The sequence below is a fragment of the Methylocystis sp. H62 genome (genome assembly GCF_015709515.1).
Classification (GTDB): Bacteria; Pseudomonadota; Alphaproteobacteria; order Rhizobiales; family Beijerinckiaceae; genus Methylocystis.
Map to the genome: position 1 here is coordinate 154,409 of NZ_JADNQZ010000053.1, position 20,467 is coordinate 174,875.

General features: G+C 60.7%; 16 protein-coding genes, 1 tRNA gene and 2 pseudogenes. 11 read left to right on the plus strand and 8 right to left on the minus strand.

Annotated elements, in window-relative coordinates; genetic code table 11:
• Positions 1–508: 508 nt before the first annotated feature.
• A pseudogene (locus IYY11_RS23830) lies at positions 509–616 on the plus strand (IS5/IS1182 family transposase); the annotation flags it as partial.
• Positions 617–873: 257 nt separating this feature from the next.
• Here the strand turns inward: IYY11_RS23830 and IYY11_RS11610 are convergent.
• A complete protein-coding gene (locus tag IYY11_RS11610; RefSeq protein WP_196403999.1) occupies positions 874–1,104 on the minus strand; it encodes a hypothetical protein in 231 nt (76 codons plus the stop codon).
• A 338-nt stretch (positions 1,105–1,442) separates the two neighbouring features.
• Here IYY11_RS11610 and IYY11_RS11615 point away from each other — a divergent pair.
• Positions 1,443–1,519: transfer RNA gene (locus IYY11_RS11615), tRNA-Met, on the plus strand.
• On the opposite strand, the gene IYY11_RS11620 is transcribed toward IYY11_RS11615, so the two are convergent.
• The 3 genes from IYY11_RS11620 to IYY11_RS11630 all read right to left on the minus strand — a co-directional run bounded on the left by IYY11_RS11620 (position 1,476) and on the right by IYY11_RS11630 (position 6,367).
• Positions 1,476–3,098 carry a recombinase family protein gene (locus IYY11_RS11620; RefSeq protein WP_196404051.1) on the minus strand — a complete coding sequence of 541 codons (1,623 nt, stop codon included), beginning with the start codon at positions 3,096–3,098 and terminating at the stop codon, positions 1,476–1,478. The genes IYY11_RS11615 and IYY11_RS11620 overlap by 44 nt on opposite strands.
• Positions 3,099–3,692: 594 nt before the next feature.
• Positions 3,693–5,192 (minus strand): adenylate/guanylate cyclase domain-containing protein, encoded by a 1,500-nt coding sequence (locus tag IYY11_RS11625; RefSeq protein WP_196404000.1) that lies wholly within the window; start codon positions 5,190–5,192, stop codon positions 3,693–3,695.
• Positions 5,193–5,377: 185 nt separating this feature from the next.
• On the minus strand, positions 5,378–6,367 hold the full coding sequence (locus IYY11_RS11630; protein ID WP_196404001.1) for a hypothetical protein: 990 nt from the start codon (positions 6,365–6,367) through the stop codon (positions 5,378–5,380).
• A 299-nt stretch (positions 6,368–6,666) separates the two neighbouring features.
• Between IYY11_RS11630 and IYY11_RS11635 the strand changes: the two genes are divergently transcribed.
• From IYY11_RS11635 to IYY11_RS11660, 6 genes are all read left to right on the plus strand, one after another.
• Positions 6,667–6,957, plus strand: a complete 291-nt coding sequence (locus IYY11_RS11635) for a LysR family transcriptional regulator (RefSeq protein WP_246719874.1) — start codon at positions 6,667–6,669, stop codon at positions 6,955–6,957.
• A 30-nt stretch (positions 6,958–6,987) separates the two neighbouring features.
• Positions 6,988–7,911 carry a CBASS cGAMP-activated phospholipase gene (locus IYY11_RS11640; RefSeq protein WP_312029726.1) on the plus strand — a complete coding sequence of 308 codons (924 nt, stop codon included), beginning with the start codon at positions 6,988–6,990 and terminating at the stop codon, positions 7,909–7,911.
• 480 nt (positions 7,912–8,391) lie between these two features.
• Complete coding sequence (locus tag IYY11_RS11645; protein ID WP_246719875.1) at positions 8,392–9,609, plus strand: DUF932 domain-containing protein; 1,218 nt, start codon at positions 8,392–8,394, stop codon at positions 9,607–9,609.
• A gap of 162 nt (positions 9,610–9,771) precedes the next feature.
• Positions 9,772–11,901 (plus strand): ParB/RepB/Spo0J family partition protein, encoded by a 2,130-nt coding sequence (locus IYY11_RS11650; protein ID WP_196404003.1) that lies wholly within the window; start codon positions 9,772–9,774, stop codon positions 11,899–11,901.
• 70 nt (positions 11,902–11,971) lie between these two features.
• Entirely contained in the window at positions 11,972–13,012 is a 1,041-nt protein-coding gene (locus IYY11_RS11655; protein ID WP_246719876.1) for a toprim domain-containing protein, read from the plus strand.
• Between the two features lie 331 nt (positions 13,013–13,343).
• On the plus strand, positions 13,344–14,282 hold the full coding sequence (locus IYY11_RS11660) for a DUF2493 domain-containing protein (RefSeq protein ID WP_196404004.1): 939 nt from the start codon (positions 13,344–13,346) through the stop codon (positions 14,280–14,282).
• A gap of 73 nt (positions 14,283–14,355) precedes the next feature.
• Here the strand turns inward: IYY11_RS11660 and IYY11_RS11665 are convergent, their stop codons facing one another.
• The 3 genes and pseudogenes from IYY11_RS11665 to IYY11_RS11675 all read right to left on the minus strand — a co-directional run bounded on the left by IYY11_RS11665 (position 14,356) and on the right by IYY11_RS11675 (position 17,911).
• Positions 14,356–15,063: a superoxide dismutase gene (locus IYY11_RS11665; protein ID WP_196404005.1), complete on the minus strand. Its 708-nt coding sequence runs from the start codon at positions 15,061–15,063 to the stop codon at positions 14,356–14,358.
• A gap of 653 nt (positions 15,064–15,716) precedes the next feature.
• Positions 15,717–17,087: pseudogene (chrA, locus tag IYY11_RS11670) on the minus strand (chromate efflux transporter); the annotation flags it as partial.
• The gene (locus IYY11_RS11675; RefSeq protein ID WP_196404054.1) at positions 17,084–17,911 is read right to left on the minus strand and encodes a sulfurtransferase/chromate resistance protein; all 828 of its coding nucleotides are present in this window, start codon (positions 17,909–17,911) and stop codon (positions 17,084–17,086) included. The gene IYY11_RS11675 and the pseudogene chrA, both read right to left, overlap by 4 nt.
• Before the next feature lie 192 nt (positions 17,912–18,103).
• On the opposite strand from IYY11_RS11675, the gene IYY11_RS11680 reads away from it, so the two are divergent.
• The 3 genes from IYY11_RS11680 (at position 18,104) to IYY11_RS11690 (ending at position 19,915) form a co-directional block, all read left to right on the plus strand.
• Complete coding sequence (locus IYY11_RS11680) at positions 18,104–18,409, plus strand: TonB-dependent receptor plug domain-containing protein (RefSeq protein ID WP_196404007.1); 306 nt, start codon at positions 18,104–18,106, stop codon at positions 18,407–18,409.
• On the plus strand, positions 18,378–19,034 hold the full coding sequence (locus tag IYY11_RS11685) for a hypothetical protein (RefSeq protein ID WP_196404008.1): 657 nt from the start codon (positions 18,378–18,380) through the stop codon (positions 19,032–19,034). The genes IYY11_RS11680 and IYY11_RS11685 overlap by 32 nt, the downstream gene beginning before the upstream one ends.
• 557 nt (positions 19,035–19,591) lie before the next feature.
• Positions 19,592–19,915, plus strand: a complete 324-nt coding sequence (locus IYY11_RS11690; RefSeq protein WP_196404009.1) for a DUF736 domain-containing protein — start codon at positions 19,592–19,594, stop codon at positions 19,913–19,915.
• 140 nt (positions 19,916–20,055) lie between these two features.
• Here the strand turns inward: IYY11_RS11690 and IYY11_RS23470 are convergent, their stop codons facing one another.
• A complete protein-coding gene (locus IYY11_RS23470) occupies positions 20,056–20,436 on the minus strand; it encodes a helix-turn-helix domain-containing protein (RefSeq protein ID WP_196404010.1) in 381 nt (126 codons plus the stop codon).
• Between the last annotated feature and the right edge of the window lie 31 nt (positions 20,437–20,467).

Consider the following 20,467-nt stretch of genomic DNA (forward strand, 5'->3'; position numbering starts at 1 on the left):
ATGCGCGATTGAAGCGCAATAGTCTAGAGTAATAGGAAGTGGATGCGGTCGAGTTTGGCTAAGCCGTGCAGCGTATCAGTCACGCCGCCGCCTGTTTCGCGTCGACGATCAGCGCCGCCTCCCGCGTGCGTTAGGAGCACGCTCGAAGCGAAAGCACGTGGGGTTGTTTGGTCAGTTGGGCTGTTCCGACGGAGTGACCTTTGTGGTCACGCAACGGCAGTTTGTCGCCAAGCGCCAAGCCTTGGTCCAACAAATCCGCGGCCACGGCGATTAGAATGTTGGCGAGTTCCTGGCTGCGCAAGATTGAATCCCCGCTAAGCGCCGCGCTGCTACAGTCGATTGTGACCTGAAACTGCATGAGGCAAGCCTCCTAATAATTCAAATAACGCAATGCGCTCGGCGACAAGGGCGAGCGCCGTAAATTACCTTTCTTCGAAACGACTGACAATCGATTATCCCACCATATCGCTCGACCGATCGCCTTGAAGTCCTGTTTGTGCAGGAATTCTGGGTCATAGGCAGGATTTTCGATTTCGAGGCCACAATCGCCAGCACGGTGGCTTGGGCCCTCGTCGCACATGTCCGCACTCTCACGCGACGCATCGCAAGGACCTGACAGCCAACAGCATTAGTGTCTGGGGATGAGCGTTATTGAGGCCTACTTTCGGCAAGCGATGATTTCGGTCCCTGGTCAACGATACCGCCTTCGGAAGATCAGCTCGAAAAGGACGCCCTCAAGCTTCTGGGTGAGATGTGGCAGGCGATGGAGAACGAGAGGCGCTGCACCTTCGCGAATTGCGGGCACGCGAACAGCGTGGAGTCCGAAGCCTTGTGGCGGCTCTGCTGTCCGCCCCCGCATTCCGGCATGATGTTTCAGAGGCCGAAGCCCTCGAAGCGAGCCTCGGACCGGACGTTGATGTCGAGATTGCCCATGTGCAGTATCTCGACTTCAAGACAGGCTTCGCGGGCCCCTAGGAGCGGATCTTCACCAAGCGCAAGTCGCTGAGCCACGAAGCCAAAGTGCGGGCTGTCTTCCGCCGCCGGTCGGTGAAGGATCGGCCAGCGGGCGTGACAATGCCCGTCGAGCTCAAACAGCTCGTCCACGCGATCGTCCCGTCTCCGTTCTCACCGCCCTGGCTCCCTAGCCGGCTCGCGCGGACCCAGAAGCGCTATGACCTCGATCTGCCGATCGGCGAGTCTGAGTTGGCCGAACCGTTCTTCTGGGGCCAAAAGCTCGTGCGCATCACTCACTGTGGGTCAGGGGCCGCCATTCGTCCGCTAGCTGTTGGCGGAGCCTGAGCCTATGGCCGGCGTTTCAGGGGCGGCCATTTGGTTTGTCGCGAGAGGCCCTTTGGTTTGTCGCGCTACAGATTCGCAGCCTTGACTTGCGCGGGGACGCCGACCTATATCGCAAATTCTTCCAGACCGCTTAAGCGGCTCGGGGCGGAGTAGCTCAGTCGGCTAGAGCAGAGGAATCATAATCCTTGTGTCGGGGGTTCGAGTCCCTCCTCCGCTACCACCGATCCCCCCGACGCGGCGATCCGCATATTCGGGTAGACGTTCGGCGCATCCATAAGCAAAGCAAGGCGTCCCTGAAGCTGGATGGCAAAGCCGTCGCCTGAGGGCACGACGACTGCTTTCGCGACCAGTTCACGGATTTTCTCCGCCGCCTCCGCGTTGTCGGGGGTGACCCCTCGGCCGAAAACATCGTTTAACTGTCCAATCAGCCTCTCGTAATGCCGAAGCGCGGCCGGGTGCAGGCCGACGATTTTTTCCTGTTCCGGTTGCGCTTTCATCTCCGCCAACAATGCCACCTTTTGCGCCTGAGCCTCCTTCATCCTAGGTCCCAGGACCTCGACCGGAACACGTTCCGATTCATAGTCCGACCACATACGGTCGAGAGAACGCTGAATTTCAGCCAGCTTGCTGTCTAGCTTGCCGCGCCGCCTGACCTTCTCCGCCGCCAACCGCTCGCGCTCTTCCTGATATGTTCTCACAAACTCTTTCAGCAGCTTTGGCGCCTTGAGGTGTTGCTGCAGGCCCGCCAAGACCGCTTTTTCGATCTCGTCGAGATAGAAAACTTTGCGATTGGAGCAGGTTCCCGCTTCCTTCATCGTGGAGCAATGGACCCGAACCCTTCCATGGTCACGATCCTTCATCGAAAGGCCACCCCCACAGCAGCCGCATTTCAGCAAGCCGGACATTAGAAATTTCGCCTTGCGCTGTTTCTGGGGCGCGTCATGCGTGCGTTCCGCCTTTCGCTGCTGCGCCGCCTCGAACAAGTCCTTGTCGACGACCGCTAAATTCGGCGCTTCGGTCCGCTTCCAGTCCTCCGGCGGATTCGGACGTGAAACTCGCCGGCCGGTGTCCGGGTCTTTGATCATCCGAACCCGGTTCCAAACGACGACGCCCGCATAGATCTCATTGAGAATGATGCCGTGATGACGTTTCTTGTTGCCGTTGATGGTCGAAGGCGTCCAGTTGACGCCTCGAGGCGGCCGCACGCCTTCTTTGTTCAAGGCATGAGCGATTTCCCGCGGCGTCTTGCCGCCGACATAGTCATAAAAAATACGACGAACGACCGCAGCTTCGTTTTCAACAATCTCAAGTTCGCCGGGTTTACCCGCCACTGGTCGGTAGCCATAGGCCCGCCCGCCAGCGTGGCGCCCGTCTCGGACGACACCCTGCATCCCGCGCCGAACCTTGTGAGCGAGATCGGTCAGAAAAAGCGAGCCAAGAAGGCCTCGTACGCCAATCTGAATTTGATCTGCCGTTCCCTCATGCACGGCTCGCAATTCCACGCCCAAAAAATTGAGGCGCTTCCAAATACCCGCAAGGTCTTCCTGATCGCGGGACAAGCGATCCAGCGCTTCGATCAGGATGACTTCGAATGATCCATCGCGCGCGGCGTCGAGAAGTCGTAACAACCCCTCACGACCATACATCGAGGCGCCGGAGCGAGCTCGATCGTCGTAGACGCCGACGATCTCCAGTTCATTGCGTTCGGCGTAATTTTTGCAGACCGCCACTTGGTCGTCGATTGAACGCTCGTGCTGTAGTTCCGTCGAAAAACGGGCGTAGATCGCTGCGCGTTTCATCTTCGGTCCGCCTCGGTAGCGACATCGCTTCGAACTTTTGGATTTCGCGATGATCCTCCCGTGCGGCGCTACGCGCAAGCGCTCGAACGATTTCAACGAGAGAAAATTGAATGTCCGAGTCTTTTCCGTCGCTTCCAACTATTAGTATGGAGCGTCGTCGAACATTCGATTCTGCGGTGAGAGTTTTCTTCGTCCGCGGCATATCAATACGACCATCGCAACGAACTCCTGTTTGAGGAAGTGTCCGGCAATCGGAGTAGCAGAATCAGCAGCAATGGCGCGCAAATCGGACGGGTTTGTCAAACGGTCTCGAGCCTCGCCGTACCAGGAAAGGACTCGATATCAGCAGTCGTAGAATTGGATGCGCCAGCGCAACAAAAGGCAGAATTGGCGTACGCGTAAAATTCGTGATTGTGGAAGGTGGATGAGTCACCAGCGCTACCGCCTTTCCCCACATCAGACGAATATTCGCTATTGTATCTACTCGTTCGCTTAACCTCGCCGGGCGTAAAGGCGATTTCTGCAGCGCGATGGCCCATCCGTCGTCTCCACGGCGCGAGCCGCTCCAACTAATGGAACGTGTCAACGGCGGCGCTACTTGCTAGGCCCCCCAAAAACTTCGATCGGTTCAGCAATGCCTTTCATCGCCTGTTTTCCGAAAGACTTGAAGCGCCCGCGCACTTCATCTTCTAGCGAGCGCCAGACCCGGTCGGAAATTACTATGGACACCCTGAGTTCCTTGCACAGGCTTTCAAGCCTAGCCGCGCGATTGACCGTATCGCCGATGATCGTGTGCTCAAGTTTGGCCTCTGACCCTATGAGCCCGATCACAAGCGGTCCACGAAAAATCCCAACGCCAATTCTTACGGCAGGTAAGTTCATCCCCCTTAGCTTCCCGTTGAGTTGTTCCACCCGCTCGATCATGGCGAGCGCGGCGTCCACTCCCAGCCTGTTTTCCGTGATATCGGAGCCTTCATCGCCGTTCGTCTCGCATTCAACGTAGGCTAACATGCCATCGCCGATGAACTTATCCACGCTGATCTGGAAGTGGGTAATCACGTCCAACATCGCACTAAAATATTGGTTCAAGAGAGTTACCACTTCATTCGGCGAAAGGCTTTCCGAGATGCCCGTAAAATTGCGAATGTCCGTCATGATGACGGTCAGCTCTCGGTTGATCCCTGTCGTCTCTGTTAGCTCTTGATGAAGGGCCCGTTCCGCTACTCTCGCTGTGACAAATCGGGAGAAATTCTTGAGTAGTCGGGTGCGCTCTCCTAGCGCTTTCGAGAAGGCATTGAGCTGGTCGAGAATTGCCGCCCAAAGACCCCAGGCTTCCCCAGGTCTCGACCGGAAATTGAAATTCATGTCGCGCAAATGATCCAAATGATCCTGAATTCGCCCGACATGATCGCGCTCCGACAAGAAGTGGAAGATGAACGTGAGAATCAGCCACGCCGCCAAAAAGGAAATGAGGTAGGACGTCTGTTCAATCAATGTGTCATGAGAGACAAGAGGAGCGATCTTGCCATTGTTAAAACTTTCAGCCTGGCGCACAAGAAAGTGTAGAAGAACTGTCCCGACGACTGCTACGGGGAGCATCGTTCTCGCGACGTGCGAGAGCCAGCGTTTTCGAAACCCAACCTGCTCGTTTGCGTCTTGTTCGTCATCGGCGTCTTCAAACGCCCAGTTTAGTCCGTAGACCTGAGTGATGCCCAAAAGGAAGCTCGCCAGGACCAGAATCTCTGGGCCGCGGGAATGCGTGCTCAGGTGGTTTGCGCGCAATAAAACCTGAAGTAGAAGCAGAGCGACGATCGTTGCTAGAAGGTATGATCCGGCATAGATCCAGGATCGGTTTCTTCTTCGACGAAAAAATCGGGGCAGATAGCGCCTTTCGCCGTGGCGCGCCGCGAGAATCACGCCGACGTTCGTCAAATTCGTCAGAAGGATGAAGGCGGACGTATAGTAGCAGCCGAAGCCGAATCCAGGGATCGTAAGTACCGGACAGACTCGCAATCCATAAAGCGAAAGCAGCGGTACGAACGCGAGGCTCATAGCGACAAAGACGACGAGGAAAACGACAAGTCTGTGGGTCATGTATACGGACTCGCGCTGTGCCAGGCTCTTGCTTCATAATCAGTTGTTGATGGATGCGGCAAGACAATCAGCGCCGAGAAATTCTTTTTGGAGTCTGACTCGGAATGATCGGCCAGCCAAGGCAGTGGCTGTGGACGCATGGCTCACGCCGAGTGTCGCCAATATCGATTGTGTGACACAATCCCTCATACATCAACGAGTCCTTGTGGCAATATCGCGCTACCTCTTCGAAAGTCGGCTAGCTGCTCCTCAACGCGACTCCAAAAGTCGTACTCCGGCGCAAATGTATCGATTGTCGCCGTCGCGCCAGCGGCCCAAGCGCGCCAAAATTCGACCGGATCGAGAGCATCCTTGGCGCTATGCGCAACCTCATTGATTTGAACCATAAGGTGCCATGAAAAAATCACCGGCAGAATATGCCCGCCCATGGGAAAATATGGATGCATCGCGGCGGTGAAGGTTGACACCAGAATCTCGCCGCGGGGCGTAGTATCGTATCCTGTCAGCACGTGGACAGAATCGTGCGGGAGCGAAAATTTGGCATTGAGCGCCTGCGGGTCGCCTGGAAAACCGTAGTTATTGCGGTGAAAGTGATCGTAGAACGCTCGACCGAACGTGCCCTGCGGGAGGTCTGCAAGCATTTTAAAACGCCTGACCTCGCTCGGATCGGCATGATCTCCGGCATAGGGTAGAAGCCACCGATTGACGTCCTCGCTCTTCCACGCCTTTCCGGTGATGCTTTCCATGTTGCAACGGGTCATGTCAGCCAGCACTTCCCCGAGGCGGCCGTGGGCGGCTTCATTGATCTGATCGATATAATGCTGATGCATCCCGAGCGCGCCGGCATAGTCCAGCACGCTCGCGATCTTGGCGCGATCCAGTTCGCCGTCTACGAACGCCATCACGGTAATGAACTTGACAGCGTTCTCATTCAAGTTCGTTCCCTCCAAAGCGGCGGCAAGTTCTTCGGGGGTAATTGGCTTCAGAGTGTCGAATTTGAATACGTCTTTATCGCCGAATATGTAGCGGCGGGCGCTGGCGATCGCCCGGCGATCATTGTTGCTGGCTGGCGCCTTGGTGTCCGCAACGGCGCGCATCGCGCCGAGAATTCCAGTGATCTGCTTCGGCGTCGCATAATCGATCAGGGGAGGAATCCAGTCATCCGACGTTGTCATCGCCCACTTCCTTTGCTCAGATCGCTTTTTCGACGTACCTCAGATGACAACCTAGCATTGTGAAGCAGCTTTGACGATTTCGCCAGGGGTGTAGACGGTAGCTTTCGTGACAGCGCCCTCGCGGAAGCGTGCTTTGGGCGACACGATGAATTGAACCTCCAGCCGTGCGACGTCTTCTCCAATAATCGGCATCCATTGCGTCGTTCAAACTCCAGCACCGTGTGATGGAACGAAGATTGAATTGAGCGCTCTTTGCTTCACGGCGCGGCGGACCGAGACGGTCGTCGTGCGCAGCGCCATTGTGTAGGTGCAACCGCTTTGAGGAACTCAAGACCTTCGTGGCGGGCGCCGAAAACGGCGGCTTCGCCAAGGCTGCCGTGCAGCTCGGCAGTTCACCGCCGGCGGTGACGCGTTTGATTGCGTCGCTCGAAGCGCGGCTTGGCGTGCAACTTTTCAATCGCACGACCCGCATCGTTGATCTGACCGAACCCGGGCTGCGCTTGATCAGGAGGGTGCGTGCGCTGCTCTTGGATCTCGAAGACGCGGAGAAGGAAGCGATAGGCGAGGGTGGCGTGATCTCGGGCCATTGACGTTGACCGCCTCGCGGACACGGCGGCGGCATTCGCGGCGTCTTTCCTGCAGCCTTCCTGGCCGAACTCGAAAGCCGCTTCCTGGGTGGCGCATCCATCGCGAATCACTTCGACATGATCGCGGGCACCTCAACGGGCGGCATCATCGCGCTTGCCCTTGCCCACGGAATGACGGCCCGACAGGCTTTGAACATCTACCTCGAGCGCGGCGAGCGCATCTTTCCGCCAGCGGCCGCGCTCAGCAAGGTGTCGAGGATGCTGCGCTGGGTGTTCAAGCCGAAGCACGACCAAGCTGCCCTCAAGGAAGAACTGCTGCGAATCTTCGGCGACAAAGTGCTCGACGACGCCGTCACCCGGCTTGTTATCCCGAGCTTCGAAGGGCGCCACGGTGAGCCCTTCCTCTACAAGACGCCGCACCACCCGGACTATCAGAAGGACCGGCACAAGAAGTTTGCGCATGTAGCGCTCCACACAACGGCGGCCCCGTCCTATTACCCCGGTGTCGAGGATGACGGTTACGTCATGATCGATGGCGGCGTCTGGGCCAACAATCCGGTGATGAACGCCCTGGTCTATGGCCTCGCCTGCTTCGACCTTGCGCGCGAGAATGTGCGCATCCTGAGCTTGGGCACGGGCGAAGCCACCTTCACTGTCGATGAGCGGGCGCGCAACGGCGGCATCAAAGACTGGGCGTTCATGCGCTCCTTCAATGCGGCCGCACGCGCGCAGTCGCGCAATGCCCTCGGCCAGTCCTATTTACTGGTTGGCAAGAACAACGTCGTCCGTATCGACGTACCGGAAAGCGACGCGCCGATCGCAATGGACGACGTGCAGCGCTCGGTGCGTGAATTGCCCATGGTGGCGCGCAGTCTCATCGAAGGCGCCGGGCATCACATCGAGCGGGTCTTTCTCGATGGCGCGGTCGAAAAATTCATCCGTTGCCCGATGACATAGCTTCTGATCGGGTATTTGTCCCTACAGGGCCGTCAGCAGACGACGAGAAGGTGTCAGAGACCTCGAACCAATTGCCATCATTGCCCATGCCATGATTGGCCCCCATGCAGGAACACTGGCATTCGTGGCCCCGCGCTTCCTGGCACTCCCTCACGCAGACTTCCTGCTCGCGATTGGGCCGGATGATATAGACCCTACCGTATCGCAGCAGTGCGCGATCGACGAAGTCGTTGCACCACGATTTCGGAAGCTCCCAATAGGCGTCGCTTCCGCCAAGGCGACGGCTGCGAATGTTAAGGTGCTCACGGCGCGTCCGCGGAAACTAAACGAGAAACAACTTCTCGTGTCTTCGATCGTACGGTAGTGGCGTGATATCCGCGTGCGTTTGTTCTTCATCGATAGAGTGAGAGTTCGGCCGGTTTTCCGTGACGGGATGCAGGTGCGAGAGAGGCTCGCGTTGCCCGTCGTGGAGTTTTGGTTATGAACATCGATGTTGCGAGCGCCGCGGCTGCGGGCGCGGGTTCGGCCGGGTTTGCCGACGAGAGCGGTTTCAAGGTGGATCTGTCACGCGGTCAGCGTATCGGCCGCGTGTCGTCGGAATGGTTTTCCCGTCCCGATGACGAGCGGTTTTTGTCCCTGTCGGAACTGTTCGTCGCCGTTCGCGGCCGCTCGGAGCGCAGCCGCACGCGGACGGTGGAGAGCGCCGAGATCCAGGTGGAGGCGCGCGGCGCCAACGCCGAGCACCTGACGCTGGCCTTGCCGGGTTCGGACGTTCCGGTCGCGCCGACGCACTGGAGCTTCGGTCAGCTCTGTAGCCTCGTCGGCGCGCCGGCGAGTTACTTGCGCGACCTGCCAGCCCCTCTCGCCGCCGTCAACCTCCAGCATGGCCTGCTGTCGCATCGCGCCGAGTTGATCAAAACGCTCGAAGCCGAGGACGACAGGGCGGAGCTGCGCGCCGTCACCGGTCCCGATTATGGTCGTATCTGGGACCATGAACTCGTCGCCGCCGTGATGAAGATCGCGGGAAACGGAACAGGCGACACGCGTTGGAAAGTTCCTGGCGTCCTCGACTGGGCGAACATGACCCACAATCCCTATGTCGACGTCTCCAAGGAGACGACAACGCTTTACGCCAGCGATCGCGACGTCTTTCTTTTTCTCGTCGACGATACGCACCCGATCGAGGCCGGCCGTCTACCGAACGGCGATCCAGATGTGTTCTTTCGCGGCTTTTATTGCTGGAACAGCGAGGTCGGCTCGAAAACGCTCGGCATCGCCTCCTTCTATCTTCGCGCCGTGTGCATGAACCGCAACCTCTGGGGTGTCGAAGGTTTCGAGGAAATCAGCATCCGGCACAGCAAATTCGCGGCGCAGCGCTTCGCCCATGAGGCGGCGCCGGCTCTCGAGAATTTCGCGCGGTCCTCGCCGGCGCCTTTCATCGCAGGCATCAGAGCGGCGCGCGAACGCATCGTCGCCCGCAAGGACGAGGAACGGGAGGCGTTTCTGCGTAAGCGCGGGTTCAGCAAAGCCGAAACGGCCAAAGTGATCGCGACGGTTCTGAATGAAGAAGGCCACCCGCCGGAGAGCATCTTCGACTTCGTGCAGGGCATCACCGCGATCGCCCGCGCCAAGCCGCATCAGGATGCGCGCCTCGAGATCGAGGGCAAGGCCAAAGCGTTGTTGGAGCGCGCCGCCTGATCATCGTGACGCAATGACGCCGAGACCACGGTTCTCTGGCGCTGTGCCTTCCTCCTTTTATTTTTCGGCGTCGCCCTCAGAGTAAGAGGGCGGCGCTGCGCTTCGTGACGGGTTTCAGGTCGAGAGAAAGGCTTTCGGCCGCCTGTCGCGGAGTTTACTTCCATGGCCAAGACGGCTCAGAAAATCCAGTTGAGCGCCTCGCGCGATATCCCCTTCAACAAGCTGGTGCTGTCGCAATCCAATGTGCGGCGCATCAAGGCCGGCGTTTCGATCGAGGAACTCGCGGAGGACATCGCCCGCCGCACGTTGTTGCAGAGCATCACCGTGCGGCCGGTGCTCGATGAGAACGGCGCCGAGACCGGCATGTTCGAAATCCCCGCCGGCGGCCGCCGCTACCGCGCGCTCGAACTGCTCGTGAAGCAAAAGCGCCTGGCTCGCAATGCGCCGATCCCCTGCGTCGTGCGCACCGAGGGAACGCCGGAGGAGGACAGTCTCGCCGAGAATATCCAGCGCGCACCTTTGCATCCGCTGGACCAGTTCCGGGCCTTTCTGGCGCTGCGCGAAAAAGGCCAAAGCGAAGAAGAGATCGCGGCGGCGTTTTTCGTCAGCGTTGCCGTCGTCAAGCAGCGTCTCCGGCTCGCGTCTGTCTCGCCAAAACTGCTCGACATTTACGCCGAAGATGGCATGACGCTCGACCAACTCATGGGTTTCACCGTCAGTTCGGACCACGAACGCCAGGAGCAGGTCTGGGAGGCGATCCAGCGCTCCTACAACAAGGAAGCCTATCAAATCCGCCGGCTTCTGACCGAGGGCGCCGTGCGCGCCAGCGACAAGCGGGCGCAATATGTCGGCGAAGATTACATCGCGGCCGGCGGCGCCGTCATGCGCGATTTGTTCCAGAACGACGACGGCGGCTGGCTGCAGGACGTTGGGCTGCTGGACCGGCTGGTCGCGGAAAAACTCGAACGCGACGCGCAAGCCATCCGCGCCGAGGGCTGGAAATGGGTCGAGGTCGCGACCGATTTTCCTTACGGCCATACATACGGCCTGCGGCACATCTCGGGAGAGCGCCAACCTCTGACGGACGAAGAAACCGCGACGCTCGACGCTTTGCGCACCGAGGCCGAACAGCTTGAAGAAGCCCACGCCGATGCGGACGAGATTCCCGAGGAAGTCGATCGGCGCCTCGGCGAGATCGAGACCGCGATCGCCGCGATCGAGGAAAGGCCGGTCAGCTACGATCCCGTCGAGATCGCCCGGGCGGGCGCGTTCGTCAGCATCGATGGTTCGGGCCGGCTGCGCGTCGAGCGCGGCTATGGCCGCCCCGAGGACGAAGCGTCGCTCATTGAACCGGACGTTCCCGATCAGGAGAATGAGAAGGAGACCAGCGCCTCGCCCTCATCAGCATTAGCCGCTTCCAAGGCTGTCGCGCCGAACGGTGGCGCGGTTCAATCCGAGCCGGCGGAAGACGAGGACGAAGGTCTGCGGCCTCTGCCCGATAAATTGCTCACCGAACTTACCGCCTATCGCACGCTGGCGCTGCGCGAAGCGGTGGGCAATGATCCCAGCGTCGCCTTTCTGGCGGCGCTGCATGTTTTCTGCCTGAAACTGTTCTACCATTACGGCTCCGACTCCTGTCTGGAGATCGAACCGAAATCGGTTGCCTTCGGCGCTCAAGCTCCGGGACTTGGCGATATGCCGCTCGCAACCAAAGTCGACGCGCGTCATCACGACTGGTCGCAGCTGCTTCCCGCCGATCCCGGCGATCTGTGGGACGCTTTGACGACCTTCGACGCCAAGACGCAGCAATGCCTCTTCGCCCATTGCGTCTCGCTTACCGTCAACGCCGTGCATGAAGCCTGGAGCCGCCGGCCAAGGACCATCGCCCACGCGGATCGTCTCGCACATGTCCTGTCGCTCGACATCGCCGCGACCGGCTGGACGCCGACCGTCGATAATTTCTTCGGCCGCGTCACCAAAGCGCGAATCATTGAAGCCGTGCGCGAGGCCAAGGGCGCCGAACAGGCGAAGCGCATCGAGCAGTTGAAGAAAGGAGACCTGGCGCGGGAGGCCGAACAGATGCTCGCCGGTTCTGGCTGGCTGCCCGAACCGCTGCGCACGCCGGGTCGCGCGCTGCATCGATCGGAGACGGCGAGTGTCTCAGACCATGTCGAAAGCACCGTCGAAGACACGGCGGCGATAGAGCGCGAAACGGCTATCGACGAAATCGTCGATGAAAGCGATGCTGGCGATGCGTCGGTGGACGAACCCCAGGACGTTGCCGCCGAATAGACCTCCCCGAGGCCGACCACGAGGGACTCGCCAGCAATGGCGGGTCCCTTTCGCTTTGGAGGGCGTACATTTGTCCAGCCCAGCATCAGAACTGGCGCGCCGTCTCGCGCGCGAGGCCGAGGCGGTGTGCCGCCATTATCTCTCCAACGGCCGCCGCCACGGCAACTATTGGCTTGTCGGCGATGCGCGAAACACGCCCGGCCGCAGCCTGTTCGTTCGCTTGAGCGGGCCTGAAAGCGGCAAGGGCGCCGCTGGAAATTGGGTTGACGCCGCCTTGGGCGAACATGGCGATCTGCTCGATATTATCCGCGAGGCGTGTCGCCTCGACGACTTCCGGGATGTGGTCATTGAGGCGCGGCGCTTTCTCAGCCTGCCGCAAACGACACCGGGTTCGGTCCACCCCCGAATTCAGGCAATCACGCCCATCGGTTCGCCTGAATCGGCGCGACGCTTGTTTGCTATGTCGCGCTCAATAGAAGCCACAATCGTAGAGACGTATTTGCGCCATCGTGGAATTACGGCGTTGCACGAAACCGCAAATCTGCGCTTCCACCCACGCTGCTACTATCGGCCGGGCCACCACTCGCCGGTTCAGATCTGGCCCGCAATGATCGCCGCCGTCACCGATTTCGACGGCAAACTCACCGGCGCGCATCGCACCTGGCTCGACCCGTCCGGCCACGACAAGGCGCCAATCGAGACGCCGAGGCGAGCGATGGGCTCTCTCCTTGGCCACGGCGTCAGATTCGGCGTGGCGCGCGACGTCATCGCGGCTGGCGAAGGCATCGAAACCGTGCTGTCGCTTCGCTGCGTCATGCCCGCCATGCCGATGATGGCGGCGCTGTCGTCCGCGCATCTCGCCGCCATCCTGTTTCCTGCATCGCTGCATCGCCTCTACATTCTTCGCGAAAACGATGCGGCGGGCGATAATGCGGCGGCGATCCTGGTCGAGCGTGCAACGGCAGCCGGGATCGAGGCGATTATCCTGTCGCCGGCTTTTGACGACTTCAACGACGATCTTCGCCGCCTCGGCGTCGACGATCTGCGAGCGGCGATCAGAGGCCAGATTGCTCCGGAAGACGTCGCCCGCTTCATGAGATTTCCGGCGTGAGCCGATACGGGGAAGGTAGCGCGCGAACTCATGTCGGACTTGTCGCGCCGGCTCGGCGCGCTTTCCAAAAGCTTCGGAGAGGACCGCGGCTCAGGCCTTCATAGAGGGCGACCTTGCGGCAAGCGGTCCGGCCCGCAATGGCTGCGGGCTGACTATTTTCCGTCGCGCCCTAGGGGCGCTTTACAGCGCGAACAAAATAGCCAGCCCTCCGCCATCCTCCACTTCGTTTCGGCCCTTCGCTGCGCTTCGGGTGCAAGCCCGGCCCGCCCGCCACCTTTCGTCGCCACGAAGGCCGCGAGGGTCGCGGTCGATCCGACGAAGGAAAGCGCAAATGACGACCGAACGCGACAACCCAAGCTTCGAGCCGCCGCAGTCTTCATCCCCGACCGATCGCGTTCTCGCCGAACTCCAGCTTTACGGCTATCGCCCCTTACAGGACGAACCAGACCCGAGGCCGCTGCCGCAAGCCCAAACAATCGCGGGCGCTGTCTCCGATATTTTCGACGCCCTCGTCGCCACCTTGGGCGACACCCGCGTCGAACCCGATCTCGAAGAGTTGCTCTGGTCTACCGTCAATCTTTTTCACCGCGCCATTGCTCGCATCGAGCGCGAACTGGACGACAACGAGCAGGCGCAGCGGCGCGGTCAGAAGGAACAGGACGGCTCCGAAATCCGCTCGGTGGAACTGGAGCGCCTCATCGCCGAAGGACAGACGCTCATCGAGCGGCGTGACAGCATGGAGCTGTTCCGCGATCACGCCGCCGACCAATTCGAGCGCCACGCCGGCTCAAACTGGCGTCCGCGCTCGGGGTCAAAGGTCAACCATCGCGCGCTGACCGCGGCGATGATCGACAGCCGGGATTTTCTCGCCGCCAAACGAAAGTCCGAAAACGATGTTTTGCTCCCTGTCGGACCCAAGGTCGCCTTCACCGGCGGGCTCGACTTCAACGATCATCGCGCAATCTGGGATCGGCTCGACAAAGCGCTGGCCAAGCACCCCGACATGGTGCTGCTGCATGGCGGCAGCCCCCGAGGCGCCGAGATCATCGCCGCCTGCTGGGCCGACAATCGCAAGATCGCTCAGATCGCCTTCAAACCGGACTGGGCGCGTCACGCCAAGGCGGCGCCGTTCAAGCGCAACGACCAAATGCTCGAAACCTTGCCGATCGGCGTCATCGTTTTCCCGGGCTCCGGGATCTCGGCGAACCTCGCCGACAAAGCGCGCAAGCTCGGCATCCCCGTGTGGAATTTTGCCGACGGCGGCGCGTAAACGCCGCCAACTGCATCGCTGGTGGAGAGATGTGATGCGTGACGTGAACGCTTATTCTATTCGAATTTCCACGTCATGCCTTACTGTAGCGCACATATAGACGGTCGGCGTTGGACCAGTTGATCGCCGCCATGACGGACTTAACGTAATCCGCGGCCTTTGCGCCGAAATCCATCTGATAGGCGTGTTCGAACATGTCGAGGACGAGCACCGGATCGCCGCCAGCGATAATTTGCGTGTGATCGTTCGCCCAGGAATTAACGAGCCGCTTGCCATGCTTGTCATAGGCGAGAATGACCCATCCCGAACCGCCGCCCAGCGCCTTGCCCATGCCGACGAATTCGGAGCGCCAGCGATCGAACGAGCCAAAGTCGCGTTCGATGGCGTCGTTGAGCGCCGCGCCCGGCTTGTTCGCCTCGCCGAGGCCAGCGAAATAGACTTCATGCAAGATCATGGAATTGGTCGCGATCAGTTCCTCGCGCTTGAGGCCGTTGATCTGGAAGCCCGGCGCCTTGTCGAAATCGAGCCCCGCCAACTGTTCGGCGATGGCGTTCAATCGCTTGACGGCGCCGACGTAGTTATTCTCGTAATGCGAGACGAGAATTTTCTCGGACAGACCTTTGATTTTCTGAGGATCGAAAGGCATCGGCGCGGCGACGTGAACCGCGCTCTTGCGCGTCGGCGCGGCCTTGTCTTCCGCCCTCGCCGTGTTTGCCGCGAACGCCGCGCCAGCCGTTGCGGCGGCGCCGATGAAATGTCTGCGGTCGATGTCTTGCGTCATGTTCAGCCTCCTTGAGTTGTCGATCAATTCCGCGCACCTGCCTTTACGGAGCGCGCGCCTTCTCTCGCCTTGCGATCGAAGTCGTCGCGACGCTTCTCGAAGAGGAGCGTCAGAAAGATGAACCCGACGATCGTCACGACGAATCCCGCGAGCAGCGCCCAAAAGGGCGCGACGCCATTGGCCAAGGGCTTCGCCACGCCGAGCCAGGCGCCGTAACTCCAACAGGCGGCGCTGATTGAGGATGCGAGCAACATCGGTCCTCTTTCGCCTCGCTGGAATTTCGGCAAGGCGAAACGACGCATGGTTTGCGTCGCAGCGAGCCAGACGCAAATCAGCGTCCCTTTGGCCCACAGTTTGGGGTTTGTGAGATAATTGAGGCCGGAAAGCGCGATTCCAAGTCCGATGATCGCGAAGCCAGACGCCCACAATTGCCAGTCGGCCGACCGGATGATCCGCGCCCAACGAGATTCGTAGCCGCCGAAGAACAAGGACCGATAGGCGTCGACGACGTGAACGCCGCCGCCGGCGAAGGCGAAAGCGTGCCAAAGCGCGGCGAAGGACAGCAGGATTTTCGGCGCGAGCGAATCATCGACGGCGACTTGCGACGCCGTGCTTTCTTTCACGACCGTCAGCGTCTGCGCCGCCGCCGGAGATGCGCCGATCAGGAACAACAGCACGCCTGCCGCCATGCAGAGGGCCAATGTGCGTGGGACGCCAAGATCGAAACGAAACAGCGCGAGCGCCGCGCCGATCGCCAGCAAAAGCGCCAGAGGATCGACGCTCGAAGGCGTGGGAACTTCGAAGGAGAAGCCGAGGCCTTGAACCAGAGCGACCTCGCGAAACAGCGCGTGGATCGAAAACCAGAGCGCGAGATTGAGAATGACGCCGACGACGGCCGCCGTGATCGTCGTCAGCGCTCCGGCGAGCGCCTTGTCGCCGCGCAGCTTTTCGACATAGGGCGCGCCGAGAAAAATCCATAAAAAGCAGGGAGCGAATGTCACCCATGTCGTCAGCAGGCCGCCGAGCGCGCCGGCGAGGAGCGGCGGCAGGACGCCAGGTTGCCGATAGGCGGCAAGAAACCCTACGAATTGCAGCACCATCACCAAGGGGCCGGGCGTGGTTTCGGCCATGCCGAGGCCATCGAGCATCTCGCCGGAACGCAGCCAGTGGAAATTGTCCACCGCTTGCTGCGCGACATAGGCAAGCACCGCATAGGCGCCGCCGAAGGTCACCATGGCCATCTTGCTGAAAAAGACGGCGATCTGGCTAAAGACATTGTCGGGACCGAACGCCAGCAAGAGGGCCGCGACGGGGACGAGCCATAGCAACAGCCAAACGCTCGCGATTTTCAATGGATACGGGGTTGATGGCCTCGCATGGCGGGGGAGCGTATCGCCGAGCAGGCTGTCGCCGTCCGTATCCTTCGCCGCTCCGCGGTCGCCGCTGGAAAATTGCGTCAAATGCGCCCGCCCACTGAAATAGCCGATGAATCCCGCCGCGAGAATGATGAGCGGAAAGGGCGCGTCGAAAAAGAAGATCGCGACGAAGGCGGCGGCCGCCAGCCCTTGCAGCAGGCGGTTCTTCAGCGCCCGCTTTCCGATCCGGGTCACCGCCTGGACGACAATCGCCAGCACGGCGGCCTTGAGACCGAAAAACGCCGCGACGACAAACCCCACCTTGCCAAACAGCGCATAGACGACAGAGAGCGTCATGATCGCCGCCGCTCCCGGCAGCACAAACAGCCCACCGGCCATGACGCCGCCGAACGTTCCATGCATTAGCCAGCCGACATAGGTCGCGAGCTGTTGCGCCTCGGGGCCGGGCAGCAACATGCAATAGTTGAGCGCGTGCAGAAATCGGCTTTCCGACAGCCAGCGCCTTTCCTCGACCAGAACCTTGTGCATCAGCGCGATTTGTCCGGCGGGCCCGCCGAAACTCAGCAAGGCGATCCGCGCCCAGACACCGAAGGCTTCGCGCGGAGAGACGCCATGATCCGCGTCTTGGACTTTCACCGGCGCGTTCATGGCGCTTTCCCCGCCTTGGTCGCGGGCCAGCTGTGCGGCTCGTCCGTGGCGTCGCGTTGCCAACGATAAAAGGCGTCGTAGAGGCGCATTCCGCCTTCGAGCTGTTCGAGATCGTCGGTATACGTGCGAGAGAGGCCGAGCGACGCGGCCAGCAGGCCCGCCGCTTCCGGGGCGAGATCGAGCCGCGCCGTGTCGGCGCCGCGAACGATCACGGCGAGCTTTCGCAGGGGTTCAATTTCAAGGTCCCACTCGTCGAGCATCGTATCGAAGGTGCAGCGCTCGCCGCGATGGCTCCAGAATGCGCCGTCGATATCGAAGGGCGTGGCGGAAAAGCGTTCCGCCACGCCTTGAACGTCCGCCGCCGAGACGAACAGAAACACGGCGTTTGGATCGACGAAGCGTCGAATGAGCCAGGGACAGGCGATGCGATCGACCTTCGGACGCGAACGCGTGACCCAGACCGTTCGTCCCCGCGCGTCGCGGGGCGGCAGTTTCGCCCCCGGGACAAGCGGCCGCTTCGCCTGCGCCCATTCGAAATGGCCGCCGGTCAGGAGATCGGCGGACGAGGCGCGGGCGCATCTCAGCCATGCCGCGACGCCAGCCCCGAGAGCGCCGCCATCCTGATCAATGACGACCACAGCGCGCTCGGCGAACGCGCCGCTCCATTGCCCGACGGAATCCGCCGCGCACCGAACGGCGCCGGGAATGAAGCGCGGATCTGCTCTCCATTCGTCGTCGACGCGAACGTCGATCAGCGTGGGGCAGTGGGCGACGCCGATGAGACGCGCGAGCTTTTCAGGAGAGATCGTGTTGATCGACGACATGATGCGCCCTTGGTGGAAAAATCCCCGGACGCGATTCTTGGGCATGTCGCCTCGTGGGGAGATCGCTTCCCCATGGGGCGTAGAATACACCGATCGCGGTCCCCGATGTCAACAGCACGCGCGGCGGCGGCGCGTGAAACGCCGCCCTGCAAGCCAGCGACTTGCTCGCTCAAACCGACGCATCGACCTAAAATGTCCAGCTTGAAGATCGTCTTCGCCGCTGCCGCGCTACTGATGGCGGCGAACGGCGCGTTCGCCGATCCTCTCATTCGAGGCGTCAAGGCGAGGAGGACGCATACATCGCCGCCGCCGGCTCAAGCCGCCGACAACGGCCATTACGTCCCGTATGTGGTCGGCGTCGACGGCAAGAAATATCCGATCATGGAAATTCCTGGGAGCGTGACAGTCATTCCACGACAGGTCATCGACGATCAGCAAGCCACGACGCTCGGCGACGCCTTGAGAAATGTTTCAGGCGTCACAGTCCGCGGCCGCTGATACGAAGCCCTCCCAAGGCTTGCGCCTTGTTCCCTATCCAATGCACTGCGCACGATTTGCGGTGCTACCAGGTCGCTGGGATTCCACTCGCCACCACTATGGCGGTGGTGGGAGGCGCGACCGTTCGACTTTTGTCACGGAGATCCGCATGCTAATCTTCGGCATCGTGTTCAACGGTATCGGCCTCGGATTTTTCTGTTGGCTGCTGTTCGCGCTTGCAACCCATGCGCTGCCGGTCTTCGTCGCCGTCACGATTGGTCTTGCCGCATTTCACGGCGGCGCGGGTCCGGCGGGCGCGATTATGGTCGCCCTGGTCTGTGGCGTCGTCAACCTCTTTGTTGGTCAAATTGCGTTCGCGACGGCGCGCTCGCCGCTGATCCGCGCGGCAATCGCGACGCTTTTCGCCGCGCCGGCTGTCGTCGCGGGCTATCACGCAACTCTTGGCCTCGGCCGCTTGGGAACGTCATCGCACGTTTGGCAACTGACCTTTGCCGTCATCGGCGCGATCGTTGTTGGCGCAACGGCTTGGGCGCGCATCAGCCTCTACGCCACTGCCAACTTCGAACAGCGGCTCGCGGCAAGCCTGGATCATGTCCCCCGCATGCCGGCAATCAGGAATCGGTAAGCTCGCCGCAACTCTTCTCCTGAACGCAGATCCCGGCGAAATCTCATCCGCGAATGCGACGCCGAAGATTTGCGACGCTCGGCGACGTTTTCACCGGGCGGACCCCTTCGGAGACTCACGAAGAGCGCCGTGACAGGCGTTCGAGTCGTTGTCCGTCAGGAACCCGGCGATTCGCCGCCCCGCCATTTGCTTCCGATTGCTTCTTTTCCTTCGCCTCGAGCGACAGACTTCTTGCGCAGGTGTTTGCGCCAGCGCCACTTCTCCTTGTTGACGATGCTGTCCGAACCAATGCGACCATTGCAGCCTCTCTTTTGGCTTGATCTGGCCGAAGGACGGCTGCGCCTCGATCGCCTGAGACGCAACGGCGGAACTGCGACTTTCTTCCCCTGACGCCTTCGGCGTCATTCCTCGCGGTACAAGAAACTCGCTTTTCCGCCGTCCTCCGCTCTGCTTCGGCCCGTGGGCGGGTGCGTCGCCGATCGCCTTCGTCCTGTTGATCGCCATCGAGGCCGCGATGGGCGCGGGCTCGAAGACAGAAAATCTTGAGGAGAACCACCATGGCGAACATCGGCTCATTCAAAAAGTCCGGCAACGAGTTCCAGGGCGAGATCGTGACGCTCAGCGTCCAAGCCAGAGGCGTCCGCATCGTCCCCGAAGCCAACCGGACCAACGACAACGCGCCGAGCCACCGCGTGTATATCGGTCGAGTCGAGGTGGGAGCCGCGTGGTCGAAACGTTCGACCGAAGGCCGCGATTATCTCTCGGTCAAACTCGACGATCCGAGCTTCAACGCTGCGATCTACGCCAACCTCTTCGACGACGAAGACGGCGAATGTTACACCCTCATTTGGTCGCGCGGGCGCAAGGCCAACGGCGACTGAACGAACCGCCGCCAAAGTCCCGTCCGAGACATCGGGCGGGGCTTTCGTTTGCGTGCTGCCTGGCCCCGCTTTTCACGCGCTCCAGCTCGCATGACATTGCAAGGCCAGAGAAATTAAAAAAAATGTTCTGCGCGCGCCGTTCACAATCCACGCATTTTCTGCTTTCGGGATTTCGACGGAGTCTCCGCGCCACGTTGGTTCGACTTGACCGAACGCTTCTTGTCGCCTGCGCCATCCGCGACCTTGTCGCCGTCGCCCAAGACCCCTTCGCCTTTTGCGGCTGAGGTCGCGCCAGCGACTCTTGCGGTTCGAGCCGGCTTGCGAAGCAGATCGGCAGCTTCGAGACCGAGCTCCCGAGCCAGCCGATCGACGACGTCGATGCTGGCTGCATAAACGCGTCGTTCAATCGAGCTGATATAGGTGCGATCGATTTCCGCCCTATGGGCGAGTTCCTCCTGTGACAGGCGTTGCGCCTGCCGACATTTCCTCAGGTTGAGCGCCAAAACCTCCCGAATGTCCATGAACGCGAGAGGAACGACTTGTCGAGTATTC